The sequence below is a fragment of the Vibrio neonatus genome (assembly GCF_024346975.1).
GTDB classification, from domain to species: domain Bacteria; phylum Pseudomonadota; class Gammaproteobacteria; order Enterobacterales; family Vibrionaceae; genus Vibrio; species Vibrio neonatus.
In genome coordinates this window covers 393,835-413,962 of record NZ_AP024885.1, presented here as the reverse complement: position 1 = coordinate 413,962, position 20,128 = coordinate 393,835, and the positions used below count along the sequence as shown (strand labels likewise).

General features: G+C 44.1%; 16 protein-coding genes. 1 reads left to right on the top strand and 15 read right to left on the bottom strand.

Translation table 11 applies throughout. The annotated features are described in order from the left end of the window. Nucleotides 1–11 precede the first annotated feature (11 nt). The 4 genes from carA to secA all read right to left on the bottom strand — a co-directional run bounded on the left by carA (nt 12) and on the right by secA (nt 5,701). Nucleotides 12–1,151 carry a glutamine-hydrolyzing carbamoyl-phosphate synthase small subunit gene (gene carA, locus OCU38_RS02010; protein ID WP_261823569.1) on the bottom strand — a complete coding sequence of 380 codons (1,140 nt, stop codon included), beginning with the start codon at nt 1,149–1,151 and terminating at the stop codon, nt 12–14. A 458-nt stretch (nt 1,152–1,609) separates the two neighbouring features. Continuing rightward, nucleotides 1,610–2,434 (bottom strand): 4-hydroxy-tetrahydrodipicolinate reductase, encoded by an 825-nt coding sequence (gene dapB / locus OCU38_RS02005; protein ID WP_261823568.1) that lies wholly within the window; start codon nt 2,432–2,434, stop codon nt 1,610–1,612. 66 nt (nt 2,435–2,500) lie between these two features. Further along, the gene (mutT, locus tag OCU38_RS02000) at nt 2,501–2,896 is read right to left on the bottom strand and encodes an 8-oxo-dGTP diphosphatase MutT (RefSeq protein WP_261823567.1); all 396 of its coding nucleotides are present in this window, start codon (nt 2,894–2,896) and stop codon (nt 2,501–2,503) included. A 78-nt stretch (nt 2,897–2,974) separates the two neighbouring features. Further along, nucleotides 2,975–5,701, bottom strand: a complete 2,727-nt coding sequence (secA, locus tag OCU38_RS01995) for a preprotein translocase subunit SecA (RefSeq protein WP_261823566.1) — start codon at nt 5,699–5,701, stop codon at nt 2,975–2,977. 283 nt (nt 5,702–5,984) lie between these two features. Between secA and OCU38_RS01990 the strand changes: the two genes are divergently transcribed. Continuing rightward, nucleotides 5,985–6,440, top strand: coding sequence for a DUF721 domain-containing protein (locus OCU38_RS01990; RefSeq protein WP_261823565.1), 456 nt, complete (start codon nt 5,985–5,987; stop codon nt 6,438–6,440). Between the two features lie 79 nt (nt 6,441–6,519). Here the strand turns inward: OCU38_RS01990 and lpxC are convergent, their stop codons facing one another. From lpxC to murE, 11 genes are all read right to left on the bottom strand, one after another. Further along, nucleotides 6,520–7,437, bottom strand: coding sequence for a UDP-3-O-acyl-N-acetylglucosamine deacetylase (gene lpxC, locus OCU38_RS01985; protein ID WP_021714389.1), 918 nt, complete (start codon nt 7,435–7,437; stop codon nt 6,520–6,522). 92 nt (nt 7,438–7,529) lie between these two features. Continuing rightward, on the bottom strand, nt 7,530–8,729 hold the full coding sequence (gene ftsZ, locus OCU38_RS01980; protein WP_261823564.1) for a cell division protein FtsZ: 1,200 nt from the start codon (nt 8,727–8,729) through the stop codon (nt 7,530–7,532). Between the two features lie 29 nt (nt 8,730–8,758). Next, nucleotides 8,759–10,027 (bottom strand): cell division protein FtsA, encoded by a 1,269-nt coding sequence (gene ftsA / locus OCU38_RS01975; protein ID WP_261823563.1) that lies wholly within the window; start codon nt 10,025–10,027, stop codon nt 8,759–8,761. Between the two features lie 2 nt (nt 10,028–10,029). Beyond that, on the bottom strand, nt 10,030–10,806 hold the full coding sequence (locus OCU38_RS01970; RefSeq protein WP_261823562.1) for a cell division protein FtsQ/DivIB: 777 nt from the start codon (nt 10,804–10,806) through the stop codon (nt 10,030–10,032). 126 nt (nt 10,807–10,932) lie between these two features. Then, nucleotides 10,933–12,393 carry a UDP-N-acetylmuramate--L-alanine ligase gene (murC, locus tag OCU38_RS01965; protein WP_261823561.1) on the bottom strand — a complete coding sequence of 487 codons (1,461 nt, stop codon included), beginning with the start codon at nt 12,391–12,393 and terminating at the stop codon, nt 10,933–10,935. A 106-nt stretch (nt 12,394–12,499) separates the two neighbouring features. Continuing rightward, nucleotides 12,500–13,564, bottom strand: coding sequence for an undecaprenyldiphospho-muramoylpentapeptide beta-N-acetylglucosaminyltransferase (gene murG / locus OCU38_RS01960; protein WP_261823560.1), 1,065 nt, complete (start codon nt 13,562–13,564; stop codon nt 12,500–12,502). Then, on the bottom strand, nt 13,561–14,763 hold the full coding sequence (ftsW, locus tag OCU38_RS01955) for a cell division protein FtsW (RefSeq protein WP_261824217.1): 1,203 nt from the start codon (nt 14,761–14,763) through the stop codon (nt 13,561–13,563). Before ftsW ends, murG begins: the two co-directional genes overlap by 4 nt. 85 nt (nt 14,764–14,848) lie before the next feature. Next, the gene (gene murD, locus OCU38_RS01950) at nt 14,849–16,192 is read right to left on the bottom strand and encodes a UDP-N-acetylmuramoyl-L-alanine--D-glutamate ligase (RefSeq protein WP_261823559.1); all 1,344 of its coding nucleotides are present in this window, start codon (nt 16,190–16,192) and stop codon (nt 14,849–14,851) included. A gap of 3 nt (nt 16,193–16,195) precedes the next feature. Then, nucleotides 16,196–17,278 carry a phospho-N-acetylmuramoyl-pentapeptide-transferase gene (mraY, locus tag OCU38_RS01945; RefSeq protein WP_261823558.1) on the bottom strand — a complete coding sequence of 361 codons (1,083 nt, stop codon included), beginning with the start codon at nt 17,276–17,278 and terminating at the stop codon, nt 16,196–16,198. Further along, the gene (locus OCU38_RS01940) at nt 17,275–18,636 is read right to left on the bottom strand and encodes a UDP-N-acetylmuramoyl-tripeptide--D-alanyl-D-alanine ligase (protein WP_261823557.1); all 1,362 of its coding nucleotides are present in this window, start codon (nt 18,634–18,636) and stop codon (nt 17,275–17,277) included. Before OCU38_RS01940 ends, mraY begins: the two co-directional genes overlap by 4 nt. Then, nucleotides 18,633–20,120, bottom strand: a complete 1,488-nt coding sequence (gene murE / locus OCU38_RS01935; protein WP_261823556.1) for a UDP-N-acetylmuramoyl-L-alanyl-D-glutamate--2,6-diaminopimelate ligase — start codon at nt 20,118–20,120, stop codon at nt 18,633–18,635. Before murE ends, OCU38_RS01940 begins: the two co-directional genes overlap by 4 nt. Nucleotides 20,121–20,128 lie beyond the last annotated feature (8 nt).

Sequence of the window (20,128 nt, the reverse complement as noted above, 5' to 3'; positions counted from 1 at the left end):
TCTACTCCAACTTACGCTTTATGTTCTTTAATCAGGTCAATGAAATGGTCAAATAGTGGTGCCGCATCATGTGGACCAGGGCTTGCTTCAGGGTGACCCTGGAAGCTAAACGCTGGCTTATCTGTGCGGTGAATACCTTGCAATGAACCATCAAATAGAGATTTATGCGTTGCACGTAAGTTAGCCGGTAGCGTCTCTTCGTCAGCCGCAAAACCGTGGTTCTGAGAAGTAATCATTACTACGTTGCGATCAAGGTCTTTAACCGGGTGGTTAGCACCGTGATGACCAAACTTCATCTTCACAGTGGTTGCACCAGAAGCCAAAGCTAGAATTTGGTGACCAAGACAAATACCAAAGATAGGTAAGCCTTTATCTAGGAAAGTTTTAGTTGCTTCAATTGCATAAGTACAAGGAGCAGGGTCACCAGGGCCGTTTGACAGGAATACACCGTCTGGGTTCAGCGCTAATACGTCTTCCGCTGAAGTTTCAGCAGGAACAACCGTTAGGCGACAGCCACGGTCAACAAGCATACGTAGGATGTTACGCTTGGCACCGAAGTCATAAGCGACTACGTGGTATGGCAGTTCAGAGTCATCTTTCGCTTCAGGAAGACCACCTTCAAGCGTCCAAGAACCTTGTTTCCATTGGTAAGTTTCTTTGGTTGTCACTTCTTTCGCAAGATCCATGCCTTTTAGGCCAGGGAAATCTTTCGCTTTTGCCAGTGCCAAAGCTTCGTCAAGGTTATTACCCGCAACCACACAACCGTTTTGCGCACCCTTCTCGCGTAAAATACGAGTCAGTTTACGTGTATCGATGTCTGCAATACCTACAATGTTTTGAGATTTAAGGTATTCAGAAAGTGTTTGTTCACTACGGAAATTAGAAGCGATGATAGGAAGGTCGCGAATCACAAGGCCTTGAGCATGAATAGAAGTAGATTCTTCATCTTCGGAGTTAGTTCCGGTATTGCCAATGTGAGGGTAAGTAAGAGTAACGATTTGCTGTGAATAGGATGGATCAGTAAGAATTTCTTGGTACCCCGTCATCGAGGTATTAAAAACAACTTCTCCAATTGCAGAGCCTTCAGCTCCAATCGCGATACCACGGAACACAGTCCCATCTTCTAGGACCAATATTGCTGGCTTATTCAAGACAACCTCCAAACAAATAAATATGTGAAATTAATAAATTAAATTTCAAGCGCCTTCTCTATTATAGAGACAGGTCACATTTGCTGAACTCAGACAAATTGACGGCATTCTAATGATGCAGTGTAATATTGTCAATTAAACGACCAATAAAAAGTGTTTTTTTTACTATCATTGCTTATTTAGAATATGAAACCCCTAAAAAGCAAACTTAACCTGTATATAAAATGATAATTAACAGTCATTCTCAACAACAGACAGGAAAAGCATACCAGTCATCAGTGAAAATACGTTTTCGAGAAATAGAAAACGTTACCCTCATGATTTAACCGATCAAATACGTAGCTTCAACTAAATAAGATACTCAACAGCATAAAAGATCATATAAAGTCACTCATTTTCAAACAAATGTCGCCAGATAATTTTATGCAAAAAAAACGCCAGCATTTGCTGGCGTTTTTTTAAATGTTATTCAGATCGAGAACATCGGTCATGCTGTACAAACCCACCGGTTTGTCACCCAACCACTGTGCTGCACGCACTGCCCCATTGGCAAATGTCATTCTATCCGTCGCTTTATGAGTAATCTCTACGCGCTCACCAATATCAGCAAACATAGCAGTATGCTCACCGACGATATCGCCAGCTCGGATAGTTGCAAAACCAATCTCGTCACGAGTTCGTTCACCAGTGATGCCTTCACGAGCATACACTGCAACATCCGCTAAATTATTACCCATTGCCCCTGCAATGGCTTCGCCCATACCGATAGCAGTGCCCGATGGAGCATCCACTTTATGACGGTGATGCGCTTCTACGATTTCAATGTCACTATAATCGCCCATCACTTTGGCTGCTTTCTCTAGCAACTTAAATACTAGGTTAACACCGACACTAAAGTTAGGAGCCATTACAATAGAAACTGACTTAGCATATTCACTAATCTGCTGCTTTTGTTGTTCACTAAAGCCTGTCGTACCAATCACGATAGCCTTACCGTGTTGTTTACATAACTCTAGGTTTGCTAACGTATTTGCTGGTGCAGTAAAGTCCACAATCACATCAAAATCATCAATCACTTTATTAAAGTCATCAACAAGTGCGACATCAAGTTTACCTTCGCCACTCAACTCACCGACATCAACCCCAATTAAAGAAGTTTGAGGACGTTCATTGGCTGCGCCAAGAGTTGCTTGTTCCATGATGTTTGTTGCTTTAACTAAATTACGACCCATACGGCCTGCCGCTCCGGCAACTGCTATTCGCACCACTACGTTAGTCTCCATTATAAAGTTGGCATGACTTAATGTATCTGAATCACAGTTTAGAATCCAGCCAATTCACAGATAGCTTTAAAAGTGCTGTATCACTGATTTTACCACCGGAATATTCGCTTCAGGAAAAGCGTAATTGGCTAAATCAGCGACGTTAACCCACTGCCCTTGTTGTCCTTCTTTACCAAAAGGCGTGCCTTGAAAACTATGCACCACAAAAAAATCAAAGCTCAGCGCTTTATCACTGTAATCAAAGTCAAAATGCTGAAACACTTCACTGTCTAACTGGCAAATTCCTATCTCTTCAAACAACTCTCTTTCAATAGCATCGGCCGCAGATTCATTCTGTTCAACCTTGCCACCAGGAAACTCCCAAAAACCACCTTTATGTGCATGATCTGGGCGCTTTGTTATATAGATTTGTTTCTTTTCGGGGTTGAAGATGATGCCAGCAACAATATGAACTCTTTTCATTCATTCCTCTCTATACGTAAAAAAAGAGCCGCATCAGCGACTCTTTTTATTTTATTCCATTACTCACAAAGTGAATAACTAAGCAATTTTACCATGACACTGTTTGTACTTTTTACCTGAGCCACAAGGACACGGTTCGTTACGACCCACTTTGTGTTCGTTACGTACAGGAGTTTGTGCCGCAGCTGCAGGTTGCTCATCGCCAGCAAGCTGGTTTTCAGCGGTTTGATGCTGAGCTTTTGCTAAACGAGCCGCCGCTTCTGCTTGAGCTTGACGCTGTTGTTCCATACGCTCAACTTCTTCTTGCTGTTGAACACGCACTTTACTCAAAATAGAAATAACGTCTGATTTTAGCGTTGTTAGCAAGCCTTCAAACAGTTCAAACGATTCACGCTTGTATTCCTGTTTCGGGTTCTTCTGAGCGTAACCACGTAAATGGATACCTTGACGCAGGTGATCCATTGCCGCCAAGTGCTCTTTCCAAAGTCCATCAAGAGATTGCAGCATTACCGATTTTTCGAAGTTACGTAGTACAGATGCACCCACCGCTTCTTCTTTCTCTTTGTAAACTGCAACTGTTGCCGCTAGGATTTTCTCGCGTAACACTTCTTCGTAAAGCTTGTCGTCTTCGTCTAGCCAAGTTTGCAGAGGAAGCTCTAATTCAAACTCAGTTTTTAGGCGCTTCTCGAGACCCGATACGTCCCACATTTCTTCAATAGATTGTGGTGGAATGTATTCGTCAATGATGCTTTCAACAACGTCAGCACGGTTATGTTCGATCATTTCACTGATATCATCAGCTTCCATCAACTCATCACGCAACTCGTAAACCACTTTACGTTGATCGTTGGCAACATCATCGTATTCAAGTAGCTGTTTACGAATATCGAAGTTGCGACCTTCCACTTTACGTTGTGCTTTTTCAATTGAGCGAGAAAGCATCTTACTTTCAATCGCTTCACCTTCATCCATACCAGACTGAATTAGGCCAGCCATACGATCTGAAGTGAAAATGCGCAGTAGAGAATCTTCCATTGAAAGATAGAATCGTGAAGAACCTGCATCACCCTGACGACCAGAACGACCACGTAGCTGGTTATCGATACGACGAGATTCGTGACGCTCAGTGCCAATAATGTGTAGACCACCTGATGCTAGAACTTGATCGTGGATCTTACGCCATTCTTGTTTGATCTCTGCTACTTGCTCGTCAGTTGGGTTTTCTAACGCTTCAACTTTCGCTTTCCAGTTACCACCTAACACGATATCGGTACCACGACCGGCCATGTTGGTTGCGATAGTTACCGCACCTGGCATACCAGCGCCCGCTACGATTTCAGCTTCATGTTCGTGGAATTTTGCGTTTAGAACGTTGTGCTTGATCTTGGCTTCTTTCAGCGCGTTAGATAACAACTCTGATTTTTCGATAGAGATTGTACCCACCAAAGATGGCTGACCTGCATTTACGCGATCTTTAATATCTTCGATAATTGCCGCAAACTTATCTTCTTCAGTACGGTAAACCACATCTGGCATATCGTTACGAATCATAGGTTTGTTGGTTGGGATAACCACTGTTTCTAGGCCATAGATAGACTGGAACTCAAACGCTTCAGTATCAGCAGTACCTGTCATGCCCGACAGTTTGTCGTACAGACGGAAATAGTTCTGGAAGGTAATCGATGCCAGCGTTTGGTTTTCGTTTTGAATCTTAACGCCTTCTTTCGCTTCTACCGCTTGGTGAAGACCTTCAGACCAACGACGACCTGGCATAGTACGGCCAGTGTGCTCATCAACGATAACCACTTCGCCTTCTTCATTAACGATATAGTCAACGTTACGCTCAAACAGTACATGAGCACGTAGCGCAGCATTCACGTGATGCAATAGGCTGATATTGGCTGGAGAGTAAAGAGTATCGCCCTCTTCCATCAAGCCATTTTGAATCATCAATTCTTCAACGTATTCTTGACCGGTTTCAGTCAAGTACACTTGCTTAGATTTCTCATCTAAAGTGTAGTGACCATCACCACGGTAATCTTCGCTATCTTCTTTATCTTGCTTTTGCAGATTAGGGATCAACACATTAATGCGAGTATAAAGATCTGAGCTGTCTTCCGCAGGGCCAGAGATGATAAGCGGTGTACGCGCTTCATCGATTAAGATCGAATCCACCTCATCCACTACTGCGAAGAAACGTTCACGTTGCACGCGATCTTCAGCGCGGAACGCCATGTTGTCACGTAGGTAGTCAAAACCAAATTCGTTGTTAGTTCCGTAAAGAACGTCAGCTTTGTAGGCTTCTTTCTTCGCTGGCGGCGCCATGTTTGGAATGTTCACGCCCACTGTCATTCCTAAGAATTCAAATAGTGGACGGTTAGTTTCAGCATCACGACTCGCTAGGTAGTCGTTCACTGTTACGACGTGCACGCCTTTACCCGTTAAAGCATTCAAGTAAACAGGAAGTGTTGCGGTTAAAGTTTTACCTTCACCTGTGCGCATCTCTGCAATTTCGCTGTCATTGAGTACCATGCCACCGATTAACTGCACGTCAAAGTGACGCATGCCATATACACGTTTTGAGGCTTCACGTACCGTAGCAAAAGCATGAGGCAATAGTTGCTCTAGTGTTTCACCTTTCTCTAAACGCTGACGAAATTCAACTGTTTTAGCTTTTAATTCTTCGTCACTTAATTTGTCATAATCAGGCTCGTAACTATTGATCTCTTTAACGATCTTACGAAGACGGCGAAGAGTACGCTCGTTTCGACTGCCAATTACCTTTGTCAGTAGCTTAGTTATCATTGTTATTGTTTCTCATGTTGTGGATCGTTATGACCCAAAATACTTATTCGGCTATATATCTATTCAGCGAGTACTCTGTGATATTGAGTTCGAAGCAAGCAATTTCAAGCTTTCAATTAGATTTAATGGGCTATAGTGTATGAAATTTTAAACTTGCCGACCATTAGAAACTAAATTTGTTTGAACAAGCCTCTATTTTTTTCAGTTAACTGGGTAAAGATAAAGCGAATCAGAGGTTCAAACATGATAAAATTGCCTTGAAATTCTTCTCAGAGGCTGAGTTGTGCGAGACCATAGACCTACATTAACCGAAGAGGTTATTAAAAATACCAAGCTAGGCGCTATCCAAGAGCACGCTGCTGCCATCAATAAACTCAATAATACGGTCTTAGAATTACTACCTAAAGAAATTAGACGTTATTGCCGAGTCGCCAATTGTCGAGATAGCCAACTGGTTTTAGAGGTGGCAAATGCCTCTATCATGATGAAGCTCAACTATGATCGCCTCTATCTTTTATCTCAACTACGCCAGCATGGATTTGCTCGCCTAGTGAATATTGAAATAAAAGTGAGCCCTGAGCTTTATAAAAGTGAGCAGCTGTTTGTCGCAGAAAAAGACCTTCCTTCTCGCCCGCCTCTTTCACAAGCCACGGCCGATAATTTAACTATGTTGGCAGAAATAGCGCCGGACAAAATAAAGCAGAGATTACGTAATATCGCCAAACTGGCTAATAAGTAGGAATAAAGGAATACACCAAGATCAAAAAAAGCAGCCTAGGCTGCTTTTTTAATTGTATTTGGTTTAGCTTGCTAAACGCTTATGCCAACACCATGTTTGGTTCAGCAAAAGCAACAGGTGATCCTGCTTCTTCTTCAAAGGTTGCCCATTCCCAAGCTTCTTGGTCAGCAAGTACTGCACGAAGAAGTTGGTTATTTAGACCGTGACCTGATTTAAATGCACGTAACTCACCAACGATTGGTGAACCACACATGTACATATCACCGATAGCATCCAATACTTTGTGCGTAACAAATTCGTTTGAGAAACGTAGGCCGTCTTCGTTAAGAATACGGTATTCATCAAGAACGATTGCACAATCAAAACTGCCGCCTAGGCATAAGTTTTGTGATTGAAGATATTCGATATCACGCATGAAACCAAAAGTACGAGCGCGAGAAATCTCTTTTACAAAAGATTTAGACGAGAAATCAAAGAGCATGTGCTGCTCATCTGAATCAATCGCTGGATGCTCAAATTCAATTTCAAAGTCTAGACGAAAACCGTTGTAAGGAACAAGTTCTGCCCATTTGTCGCCATCTTCTACGCGAACTGGCTTCTTAATGCGAATAAAGCGCTTAGCTGCGTTTTGAACCTCGATACCTGCTGATTGAAGCAAGTATACGAACGGGCTCGCGCTGCCATCCATAATTGGAATTTCAGGTGCATCCACTTCGATAATAATATTATCAATGCCCATGCCTGAAAGAGCCGCATTAAGGTGCTCAACAGTAGAGATGCGCACACCGTCATCATTTACAAGAGCGGTACAAAGCATGGTGTCGCGCACAGAGTTAGCATCCGCAGGGAAATCCACTGCAGGCTCTAAATCCGTTCTACGGTATATAACACCAGTGTTTGTTGCTGCCGGGCGAAGCGTTAGTGTGACCTTTCGCCCAGAGTGCAAACCCACTCCGGTTGTTTTAACGATCTCTTTTAAAGTACGCTGCCTAATCATGCAATACCCCTCATTTAAAGCAAATTCTGTCGCTGTTTCCAGCTTGGTCGCACATCCTACCAGTTTTTTTCCAATTGTCAAAAAATGAGCAATTAGTCGGCTTGGTTGCGTAAGAAAGCTGGAATGTCTAGCAATGCGCTTTCTGTTTGACCAGCTTTCGCTGCGTGCTGTTGGCTTCCTGTCGTAGGACGAGAAGTCACAGTCTCTGGTTTTGGCTTAACCGTAGTTTGAACCTTCAACTCTGATTCCGCTTTCGCAACAACGCGAGGCTCAGGAGTTACCGCCGCTTTTGGCTTAGAAGCTGAACCTGTCACTAGCGTGATTTCAGGTTTCTTCTCATTGCCAATGCCTGTTGCAACAACAGTTACGCGGAACTCATCAGACATATCTGGGTCTAGAGATGTACCGATAACAACGGTCGCATTGTCAGATGCAAATGCTTTAACTGTGTTACCAACAATCTCAAATTCATCAAGACGCATGTCCATACCAGCAGTGATGTTAACCAGTACGCCACGCGCACCCGCTAAATCGATATCTTCTAGTAGAGAGTGAGAAATTGCCGCTTCTGCCGCTTCTTCTGCACGATCTTCACCAGTAGAAACACCGCTACCCATCATTGCTTGACCCATTTCCGACATTACGGTGCGAACATCCGCGAAGTCGACGTTGATCATGCCAGGACGAGTAATCAATTCTGCGATACCTTGTACTGCATCTTTCAATACATCATTAGCATAGCCGAATGCTTCAAGTAGTGTCACATTGCGACCGTATACTTTAAGCAGTTTTTCGTTAGGAATTGTAATTAGGGAATCAACATGCTTAGAAAGCTCTTCAATGCCTTGCTCAGCAAATGCTAGACGTTTCTTACCCTCAAAACCAAATGGTTTTGTCACTACAGCAACCGTTAGTACACCCAGTTCTTTTGCAATTTCTGCAATCACTGGTGCTGCACCAGTACCTGTACCACCGCCCATACCTGCAGCGATGAATACCATATCAGCCCCGTCCAACACACCTTTGATCGCTTCGCGATCTTCAAGAGCGGAATCACGGCCAACCTGAGGGTTCGCGCCAGCACCAAGGCCTTTAGTAATATCAGTACCAATTTGAATTACGGAACTTACGCTTGCCTTGCGAAGTGCCTGTGCATCGGTATTAACACTGATGAATTCCACGCCTTCGATGGACTCACGAACCATATGTTCAACGGCATTACCACCGCCACCGCCAACACCAACGACCTTAATTACGGCTTCATCATTTATTTCCGTCATCGGTTCAAACATCTGCTTTCTCCGTTTCCTGTCTAGCCAGGTTAAAATTCTTTTTGTATCCAATTACGCATTTTGGTAAAAAATCCAGCAATTGATGAGGCTTGTTTCGGTTCTGAATACTCACCATCATCATTAAAACTGCTGTCTTTGCCATAATGCAATAAACCAACTGCCGTAGAATGGTACGGCTCCTTCACATATTCTGTTAAGCCTTTTACTTCTGTTGGCTTCCCGATTCGAACTTGGTTACCAAATACGCGCTCTGCACATTCAGCCAAACCTTCTATTTGAGAAGCACCGCCAGTGAGTACAATACCGGCCGCAATGTGGTGATGCTTAACACCACTTTCGCGCATTTTATTCTGTGCGTTTTCAATCGCTCGATTGATTAAACCCATAAGTTCAGTATAACGTGGTTCTATCACTTCAGATAACGTTTGTCTCTGCAAGCTACGAGATGGACGACCACCTACGCTAGGAACATTCACAGTATCATCTTTGCTGACCAATTCGCTCATGGCGCAGCCATACTTCACTTTGATTTCTTCTGCGTCGTTAATTGGCGTACCAAAGGCAAAAGCGATGTCGCTAGTTACAGAGTTACCTGCATAAGAGAACACTTCTGTATGACGCAGTGCGCCACCGGTCCAAAGTGCAACATCCATAGTGCCAGCGCCGATATCAACAACACACACGCCTAATTCTTTTTCATCTTCGGTAATCACGGCATCACTTGCTGCAAGACCAGAGAAGACTAATTGTTCAACCGTTAAGCCACAACGCTCAACGGCTTTAATTACGTTTCTTGCCATATCGTTATGACAAGAAATCATGTGTACGCTGACTTCCATACGCACACCAGATAAGCCTAACGGATTTTTAATTCCGCCAAGATGATCTATTTTAAATTCTTGTGGAATTACGTGTAAAATACGCTCTTCGTCACCAATTTTGATTGAACGAGCTGTATGAATAGCTCTATCCATATCTTCTTGAGACACTTCTTCATCAGAAATCGCCCCCATACCTTTTTCGATACGGCTGGTAATGTGCTGACCAGAGATAGAAAGGTACACGCTGCTAATCTTGTGCTCAGCCATTAGCTCAGCTTGATTAACCGCTCGTTCAACGGACTTAATTACGGATTCGAGGTCATTAACCCCACCTTTGTCCATTCCGCGGGATGGGCTACTGCCAGATCCAATTATATTGATCTGGCCGTCTGGAAGAATTTCGCCTACTAACGCTGAAACAGTCGCTGTACCGATGTCCAGACCAACAATCAGATTATCATCCATACCCTTGGTCATTACTACTCTCTATGCCTTTGCTCGTCGGAAAGCCAGCCAATGGCGGCTCCAGTATCGTATCTCAAGTCTATATAACTGATTTGCTGAACCTTTTCGTTCATATGACGATAAAGGTCAACAAAGCGTTTTATTCTTTCTTTTAGCGAATCTTTACCTAATTCAAGGCGAATACCGTTATCTAATATAATCTGCCAAGCCAGTCTGTCGTTGAGAACAACAGAAGTAATTTTCAATCCGAGATCTTCGAATTTCGGCTTTAAATCACGCCAAGTATTCAGTACTTCTTCGCTTTTTGGCGCAGGGCCATAAAGCTTAACAATTTCTTGATCTTTTTCGTGCAAGCTCGCTGGGTCTGCATCAAAAATCTGCCCATTATCATTAAGCAGTGCAGTACCATTCCAGATAGCGGCAGGTTGATGCTCCGTGACAAAAACCTTGATGGTATTTGGCCATTGCTTACGGATAGCGGCATTGGCAACCCAAGGTATATCTTCAACGGCGTGTTGCAGTTGAGTAACGTCTTGAGTCATAAAAGTGCCAAACGGCTGAATACGTGACAAAGCGCTCTGTACGTCAGAGTTATGTACGTATTCTAAGTTACCTTCAAGGACAAACTGAGAAAGGGGCAAGCGTCCACTATCTCGCATCCATGCAACGGTGGAATAAATACCAAAAACAATCAAAATAATAACGAACAGTAAAAAACTCGCATCTACCAAAGAAAATTTAAACTTTGGCTTTTGTTTGAATTCAGTTTCGACGTCTAATGTAGCTTCCATTTTTATAATGTCGTCGACTTCCTAATTAATGGCGCATATGCCTACACGGGCAAGTATATCTACCTTTAGATTATACTTACCCGACATGATCTTTCCATAACAATAAGGGATATTTCGCTTAGGAAACTAACATTTTTGCATTGCTCTGATATTGAGCGCAAATTTTTCCAGTTTTTTGGCAACCTTTCCTACATCACCCGCACCCTGAGTAAGGACAAGGTCCCCTTCTTGCAACAAGTTGCTAAGCACGCTTGGCAATTCATCTTGTTTTTTAACAAAGATAGGATCGATGCGGCCACGGCCACGAATGGCTCGGCATAATGAGCGACTATCAGCTCCTGCAATCGGTTCTTCACCTGCAGAATAAACATCAAGCATTAACAGCACATCAACTTTGTCGAGTACGTTAGCAAAGTCATCAAAAAGATCGCGAGTACGGCTATAACGGTGAGGTTGGAATATCATCACTAAACGCTTATCAGGCCAACCGGCGCGAGCCGCATCTATGGTAACGTCAACTTCACTTGGGTGATGACCATAATCATCCACCAGCATGGCACTGCCATTACCGGTTTCATACTCACCAAGGTGTTCAAATCGACGACCAGTACCTTGAGTAGCCAGTAAGGCAGATAAGATAGCGTCATCAGAAATGTTATCTTCGGTTGCAACCGCAATCGCAGCCGATGCATTCAGCGCATTGTGTTTACCCGGCATGTTCAACGTAATGTTAAGATCGCTCTTACCTTCACGTTTAACCGTAAAGTAGCTTTGCTGTCCTTGCTGGCGATAGTTGACGATTTTAACGTCCGCATCTTCAGCAAAACCATAGGTGATCACCTGACGGCTGATGGTAGGTAGCATTTCGCGAATAACAGGATCGTCTATACACATGATTGCCTGACCATAGAAAGGCAGTTTATGTAGGAAATCACGGAATGTTTGCTTCAGCACTTCAAAGTCGCCGCCATAAGTATCCATATGATCAGCTTCGATATTCGTCACAATGGCAACCATAGGTTGCAGATGCAAAAATGACGCATCGCTTTCATCGGCTTCCGCAATCAAAATACGGCTTGAGCCTAAACGTGCATTGGTACCTGCGCTTTTTACTAGGCCACCATTGACAAACGTTGGATCAAGACCGGCTTCAGAATAAATTTGTGTCACTAAGGCTGTAGTAGTGGTTTTACCGTGTGTGCCGGCAACCGCAATGCCGTGGCGATAACGCATAATTTCTGCCAGCATTTCAGCGCGACGCACAATAGGAATACGCAGGGCTTGAGCGGCAACTATTTCCGGATTTCTTTGGTCTATTGCCGTTGAGACTACCACTACACTGGCATTTTCAATGTTGCTTTTAGCGTGACCAATAAAAATCGTGGCCCCTTTGCTTTGTAAGCGTTCCGTGACGAGATTTTGATTAATATCTGAGCCAGAGATAGCATAGCCTTCGTTTAGCAACACCTCAGCAATACCACTCATACCAGCACCGCCGATACCGACAAAGTGAATGCTTTGCACGCGGCGCATTTCTGGAATCATAGCTCGGATGTGGGCTAAATTTTGTTCGTGTTCAATTACCATAATATTCTCTTGCTCAGTATTCTTCGAGATTAGTCTCGTTCACTTAACGCTGTTCGCTTAAATCTAGAGAGTTAACGCTCGTTAATTAAAGCTCGTCAGTTAAAAGCTATTTAGTTAAAGCAATAATGGCTTCCGCCACCACTTTATCTGCATCAAGCTTAGCCGCCTGACGTGCATTAATTGCCATCTCTAGTAGTGAGGTTCTGTCTAATTCTTGGATAGTGTCTTTTAGCTTAATTGCCGACAAATTTTGTTGTTCAATCATTTTGGCCGCACCAACATCAACCAAGTAGTCTCCGTTAAGTGCTTGTTGTCTATCTTTATGCGGATAAGGGATAAAGATAGCCGCTAAGCCCGCCGCTGATATTTCAGATACGGTTAACGCGCCAGAGCGACAAACAATCACGTCAGCCCATGCATAAGCCGCCGCGACATCATCAATAAATTCGGTCACTTTAACGTCTGTGACACCTGCATTTTGATAACGCGTTTCTACATCAGCTTGGTTATTTTTACCCACCTGATGCCATACGCTATACCCCTGACCAAGCTCAGCTACGGTGTCAGGAAGAGTATGATTTAAAATTCGAGCGCCTTGACTACCACCCATCACCAAAATACGAATGTCATCAGTGCGAGAAGCCAATCGTGTCGCAGGGTCTTCCAGTGCAACCACATCGGTACGCACAGGGTTACCCACTACTTCAGCTGTTGGAAATGCACCAGGGAAAGCTTGAAATACCTTACTGGCAACTTTAGCAAGCCAGCTATTCGTTAAACCCGCTACGGCATTTTGTTCATGCAAAACCAGTGGAATACCACATTGGCGCGCGGCGATACCGCCAGGGCCGCTAACATAGCCACCCATGCCTAATACCACATCCGGTTGGTAACGTTTTATGTGTGCTTTCGCTTGAGCGATGGCATTGATGATCTGAAATGGCGCTTTAATCAGCTTAGCTAAGCCTTGACCACGAAGTCCTTTGACCTTGATAAAATCAATCTCGATGCCATGTTTAGGCACAAGCTCGGCTTCCATGCGATCTTCTGTCCCTAGCCAGCGGATCTCCCAACCTTGTTGTTGTAGATATTTAGCAACGGCAAGCCCTGGAAAAACATGTCCGCCAGTACCGCCAGCCATAACTAAAAGTCGTTTCTTTTCAGTGGTCATTTTTGCGCTTTACCTTGTAAGTCATCATCTTGGGTTAATGAGTGCTGGTAGTCCTGCAGTCGATACTCATGATCAATTCTTATCACTATGCCTACCGCGATAGACATGATAATCAAACTAGAGCCACCGTAACTGATCAGTGGTAACGTCAAACCTTTGGTTGGAACCATACCGGCTGCCGCGCCCACATTGACCACACTTTGGAAGGCAAACCAAATGCCAAAGCCCATAGAAAGGTAGCCACTAAATACATCGCCCGATTCAATGGCGCGTTTACCAATGAATACCGCTTTGAATACCAAGGCAAAGATAAGGAATAAGATGCAAGTGACACCGATAAAGCCGAGCTCTTCCCCCATCACCGCAAATACAAAGTCGGTATGCGCCTCAGGTAAGTAAGCCAGTTTTTGAATTGAATTACCTAAACCTTGTCCAAACCATTCACCGCGACCAAACGCCATCAGGGACTGTGTTAGCTGATAGCCACTACCAAACGGGTCTTCCCACGGGTCTAAAAATGACGTAACACGCTTCATACGGTACGGTTCGGCCAAGATCAAACCACACACGGCTAGCACCCCGGCAAAGGCTATCGCCAAGAACTGCCATAATTTGGCGCCCGCAATGAAGAGCATACCAAAGATAGTGACGAGCATAACCACAACCGTACCTAAGTCTGGTTGTCCTAATAAAAGGAGTGCAAGCGCACCAAATACAAAGAAAGGTTTTAAGAAACCACCAAAAAAGCTGGCTCTTACTTCCTGCTGCTTACGGAATAAGTAGCTGGACATAAAAATAAACAATGACAGTTTTGCCAACTCTGCCGGCTGAAAGTTTATCACTCCCAATGGAATCCAACGCGATGCCCCGTTCACCGATTTACCACCAACCAACACAAACATCAGCAAAAACAGACTGAATATCAACAGTGCCATACTGTATTTCAACCAAAATTTGGTTGGAATATGCACCACAACAGTCATCACACCTAATGCTAAAATCAGATACAACGCATGGCGTATTGCAAAATGGAAGGGAGTACCAAAGTGGGTATAGCTCAGAGGTAATGACGCTGATGTCACCATGACTAAGCCGATAAGCATGAGTATAAAGGTCAGCCACACTAGCTGTCGATCGTAAAGAACAGGTAAAGCAGAGGGCTGTTGAACATCCTCTATTTCATCAGAAGACGCTACCACTTCATCACTTAATGTAGGAGTCGATTCCTTTCCGTGAAATCGAGACAGCCAACGTAATTTTTTCACTTTTTCCTGATCTCTATTTTTAAATTGCATCCTGCTGCTCATCACTGTGTTGAGCGAGCTGAGTAAAGATATCTCCGCGCTGCATAAAGTTCGCAAACTGATCTAAGCTGGCACAGGCGGGAGAAAGCATCACCATATCACCGACTTTAGCTTTCTGTCGAATGGCCTGCACCGCTTCTTGCATAGTTTCAAAGTAAACACTGTTTTCAGACAGTAAAGCGAGCTGTTTACCATCTTCGCCAAAGCAATATAGCTCAGTATGCAAGGCAGATAGCGCAGGTTTTAATTCGCTAAAATCGGCGCCTTTACCGTCACCACCTAGCAATAGGTACAAACAACCGGCAATGCGTAAACCATTTAACGCCGCTAAAGTGCTGGCAACATTGGTCGCTTTTGAGTCATTTACCCAAGTAATGCCATTATCACGACTGACTACCTGACAACGATGCGCCAGTCCGACATAAGATTTCAATACATTTAAAGCAGGCTTAACATCAATATCAGCCGCTTCAAGTAGCGCAATTGACACTAAGGCGTTAAGCATATTGTGTTGACCCACAATAGACAGTTCATCCGTCGCTAACAGGCGCTGTCCATGACTGGTGAGCCATGTTTGATTAGCATGATCTGACAGATAATATTCACCTTGCGCAATACCGAACGCTAGCAAGCCTTGATGGTTATCTGGATAAGTGGCTTTATCATCTGCATTCACAATTTTAATCTTGGCATTATCAAAGATTCGTAATTTAGCATCTCGATAATCATGCATGCCTTCATATCTATCCATATGATCTTCAGATAGATTTAAAAAGGCCGCCGCTTGTAACGCTAAGCTAGAGGTTGTCTCAAGTTGAAAGCTAGACAGTTCCAGTACATATAAATCTGCATCAGATTCGAGCAAGTTTAACGCAGGAACACCTATATTGCCGCCGATAGCGGTTTTAACCCCAGCGGCATTAGCCATCACGCCCGTTAAGTCAGTCACTGTACTTTTGCCGTTAGAACCAGTAATCGCAAGTACGGGTTTGTTGGTCGCCCAAGCAAACAGCTCAATATCACCGACAATAGGCACGCCCAGTTTAGCCGCTTGTTGCAACTCAGCGGTTGCTAAAGCAATCCCCGGACTGGCTACAATCAGGTCGGCACTATCTAGCCATTGCTGATTTAAACTCCCACAAAACAGTGGCACATCATCGCTAAGTTTATCTCGCCCGGCTGGATTTTCTCGGGTATCAATCACTTTAATGCTCAGATTGCGCCCCAATTGCGACGAAACTCTTTTTAAGTGATTAACTACTGACAGCCCAGTAATACCAAGCCCGATAACGACGACATTTTGTATCTTTTGCCACTGTTGCATGGATTAACGTACCTTCAATGTTGCAAGACCAATCAGCACAAGTACGATAGAAATAATCCAAAAACGTACAATAACACGAGGCTCTGGCCAGCCTTTTAGTTCGTAGTGATGGTGAATTGGTGCCATACGGAAAACGCGTTGACCACGTAACTTATAAGAGCCAACCTGCAAAATAACCGAAAGAGTTTCCATTACGAAAACGCCGCCCATAATCACCAATACAAACTCTTGACGCACTAACACTGCAATAGTGCCAAGCGCTCCGCCAAGAGCAAGCGAACCCACATCGCCCATAAAGACTTGTGCAGGGTAAGTGTTAAACCATAAGAAGCCTAAACCTGCACCTACAATCGCCGCACAGAAAATAACAAGTTCACTGCTGTCTGGGATATAAGGAATGTGCAAGTATTGCGCGAAATTCACGTTACCTGTGGCATAAGCAATAATGGCAAAACCGGCTGAAACCAAGATAGTTGGCATAATAGCTAGGCCGTCCAAGCCATCGGTTAAGTTAACCGCATTACTGGTACCCACAATCACAAAGTAAGTCAGCACAATATAAAACAGGCCAAGCTGCGGCATGATGTCTTTGAAAAAAGGCACCACAAGCTGAGTGGCGGCGGTGTCTTTACCGTGCGCGTACAAAGCAAAAGCCACCACAATAGCAATGGCTGACTGCCAAAAATATTTCCAACGAGCAATCAAACCATCGGTATTTTTGCGCACTACTTTGCGGTAATCATCCACAAAGCCAACCGCACCATAGCCAAGCAATACTGTTAGCACCGCCCAAATATACGGGTTAGATAAGTCTGACCATAGCAATACGGTGATACTAATGGCGGCCAAAATCATGACCCCGCCCATCGTTGGCGTACCGTGTTTACTCAAATGAGATTCTGGGCCATCGTGACGTACAACTTGACCAATTTGCAGTAGTTGTAGGTGTCGAATTAATTTAGGTCCCATCCATAGCGATAGCCCTAATGCTGTAATAACACTGAGGATCGAACGAAAAGAGAGATAATCAAAAAGACGAAAGAACGAAAAATAAGGCTGTAATAGATCCGCTAGCCAGATAATCATTTAAGTTTCTCCTTCAGTGCAGCGGCCACTTTGCTCATTTGAGCGCTATTCGCACCCTTAACCAGCAAAGTGTGTTGAATGTGTGGTTGATTTGAGATTTGTTGCTCTACAAAATCCAAAAGGCTTTGGTGAGTAGCAAAATGGTGTCCATGGGTAACGTCACTAATTACCTTAGTGTCATCACCATAAGTAAGTACATACTCAAATCCAAATGTTGCGGCATATTCACCGACTTGTCGGTGAAGTTCAAGGCTTTCTTTGCCCAATTCCGCCATGAAGCCCAGAATCAGCCATCGACTGCCTTTAAAAGTGCTAAGTAGATCAGCTGCCGCTTTCATCGCGGGAACGCTAGCGTTATAGCTATCGTCAATTAAACGTATGTTATCGGTGAGTTGCTCAACCGCAACCCGTCCTTTCATTTGTGCCACCGCTTCTAAACCCGCAACAACGGTCGCTAAAGGCGTCCCCATATTCAGGGCAACCGCTGAGGCGGCTACCGCATTGGCGACGTTGTGCTTACCGACCACGCTAAGATTGACCTTAGCCATGCCAAAAGGAGTATGCAGGTGGAAGTTTGCTAAACCATTGTCATCAATAACAATGCCAGTGGCGTAATATTCAGCTAAAGAGTTATCTAAAGAAAAGGTTTGAACACGTCGGTTTTGCAACAGAGATTGCCATAACTCACCACCTTGACTGTCTAGGTTATACAGAGCTAACCCTTTTTCATCTAAAGTAGAGAAAATTTCACCTTTGGCTTTCATTACCCCTTCAATGGAACCGAACCCTTCAAGGTGTGCAGCAGCAACATTATTGACCAAAGCAATATCAGGTTGAACCAAATTAACGGTGTATTCGATTTCATGCTCGTGGTTTGCACCTAGCTCAATCACTGCAAATTCATGCTCTGAATTAGCGCGTAGCAAAGTGAGTGGAACGCCGATATCATTGTTAAAGTTTCCTGCGGTAGCTAACGTCTCACCTCTTAGTGATAAAATAGAGGTCAGCATCTCTTTAACGGTCGTCTTACCACAACTGCCAGTAATGGCCACTTTGGGTATGCTCAACTTCGCTAAATTCCAAGCACCCAATTGCCCTAAAGCAATCTTGGTATCTTCAACCAGCAATTGAGGAATGGATAGTGGCAGTTCTCTGTCCACCAGCAATGCCACAGCGCCTTGCGCCACAGCTTGCTCACAAAAGTCATGAGCATCAAAACGCTCACCCACTAAAGCCACAAATAAACCTTGTGCAGGGATATTGCGACTATCGGTAGAAACGGACGCTATAGTGAGATCATCGCCAATAACACGACCATTAACAGCCTGAGCGATATCCGATAGTTGAGTTGCTATCATTTGACTAGCTCCAACAAGGTCATCGCCGATTCACGATCAGAATAATGAATAGTCTTATCTCCTAAGATTTGATAGTCCTCGTGTCCCTTACCCGCAAGTAAGATGATGTCATTGGCTGCCGCGTTCTCAATAGCATAGGACAAAGCCTTAAATCTATCATGCTCAATGACGACAGACTTTTGATTTGAAACGCCTTTTTGCATATCAGCAATGATCTGTGCGGGACTTTCACTGCGAGGGTTATCATCGGTAAGGATCATTCGATCAGCAAAATCTTCAGCCACTTTCGCCATCATGGGTCTCTTACCTGTGTCTCTATCACCACCGCAACCTAAAATAGCCCACAGTTGCCCTTGGCAGTGAACCTTAAGTGCACACAATGCTTTTTCTAATGCATCTGGGGTGTGAGCATAATCGACAACAACTTTAGCTTTGTCAGCGGTTTGAAAGAGTTCCATACGCCCAATTACAGGTTGTAACTGGGTAGAGGTTTGTTGCAAGTCTTTGATGTCAATGCCAAGACTTAACAAAGCGGTAAAAGCCAGTAATACATTACAAGCATTAAACTCACCGATTAAAGGAGCGCGCAATACGCCTGCCCCCCAAGAACTCTCAAAAGTAATATCAATGCCTTGCTCTGAATAAGCAATGTGAGTGGCATACATAAAACGTTCTGTGGTTGGCTTTTCTAGTAGTGAAACTGCGATTGCATCTGGCACTTGAGTTAACCACTGTTTGCCTACTTCATCATCAACATTGATAACTTTATGTTTGCAATCATGCTCGGTAAACAAGCTTAATTTCGCCTTAGCGTATTCAGCCATGCTGCCGTGATAATCAAGGTGGTCTCGGCTAAGGTTGGTAAACACCCCTACCGCAAACGCCAGTGCTTTAATGCGATGCTGTACTAAACCATGAGAGGAGATCTCTAAGGCAGTCAACTGAGCGCCTGACTGTTTTAATTGTGCCAGTGTTTTACACACTTCAATCGCACTTCCAGTGGTGTTTTTTGCCTCTTTTAAATCCGCAAGAAAACCATTTCCTGTGGTGCCCATCACCGCGACTTGCTGACCAATACAGCCCAACCACTGCGCAATAATTTGCGTGATGGTGGTTTTACCATTGGTGCCCGTAACGGCAATCAAATCCATGCCTGAAAAATGATACAAACGATGCGCCAACGCGGATAAAATCACACCTAAATCATCAAGGTATAAAACGGGCGTTTGCGTACGCCACTGCACACTGCCGTGCTCGTTATCGGCATCGCTTTCCGCAATGACCAAACTTGCTCCAGCGGCAATCGCATTATCGATAAAGCGTCGACCATCAACCGTATGACCTTTGATAGCAATAAAGGTAGAACCTGCCTCTATTTTTCGGCTATCTAGCTCTAAGTTAGCAACGGCTATTTGCGCCAATTCCTCACTTAATTGACTCAGCCACGGCTGAACTAAATGCTGTAAAGTACATTGAACCTTCATACCAATCC

Coding starts and splice junctions, on each gene's coding strand:
- dapB (WP_261823568.1), bottom strand. CDS start 2,434: ATGGAGACTAACGTAGTGGTGCGAATAGCAGTTGCCGGAGCGGCAGGC.
- mutT (WP_261823567.1), bottom strand. CDS start 2,896: ATGAAAAGAGTTCATATTGTTGCTGGCATCATCTTCAACCCCGAAAAG.
- secA (WP_261823566.1), bottom strand. CDS start 5,701: ATGATAACTAAGCTACTGACAAAGGTAATTGGCAGTCGAAACGAGCGT.
- lpxC (WP_021714389.1), bottom strand. CDS start 7,437: ATGATTAGGCAGCGTACTTTAAAAGAGATCGTTAAAACAACCGGAGTG.
- ftsZ (WP_261823564.1), bottom strand. CDS start 8,729: ATGTTTGAACCGATGACGGAAATAAATGATGAAGCCGTAATTAAGGTC.
- ftsA (WP_261823563.1), bottom strand. CDS start 10,027: ATGACCAAGGGTATGGATGATAATCTGATTGTTGGTCTGGACATCGGT.
- OCU38_RS01970 (WP_261823562.1), bottom strand. CDS start 10,806: ATGGAAGCTACATTAGACGTCGAAACTGAATTCAAACAAAAGCCAAAG.
- murC (WP_261823561.1), bottom strand. CDS start 12,393: ATGGTAATTGAACACGAACAAAATTTAGCCCACATCCGAGCTATGATT.
- murG (WP_261823560.1), bottom strand. CDS start 13,564: ATGACCACTGAAAAGAAACGACTTTTAGTTATGGCTGGCGGTACTGGC.
- murD (WP_261823559.1), bottom strand. CDS start 16,192: ATGCAACAGTGGCAAAAGATACAAAATGTCGTCGTTATCGGGCTTGGT.
- mraY (WP_261823558.1), bottom strand. CDS start 17,278: ATGATTATCTGGCTAGCGGATCTATTACAGCCTTATTTTTCGTTCTTT.
- OCU38_RS01940 (WP_261823557.1), bottom strand. CDS start 18,636: ATGATAGCAACTCAACTATCGGATATCGCTCAGGCTGTTAATGGTCGT.
- murE (WP_261823556.1), bottom strand. CDS start 20,120: ATGAAGGTTCAATGTACTTTACAGCATTTAGTTCAGCCGTGGCTGAGT.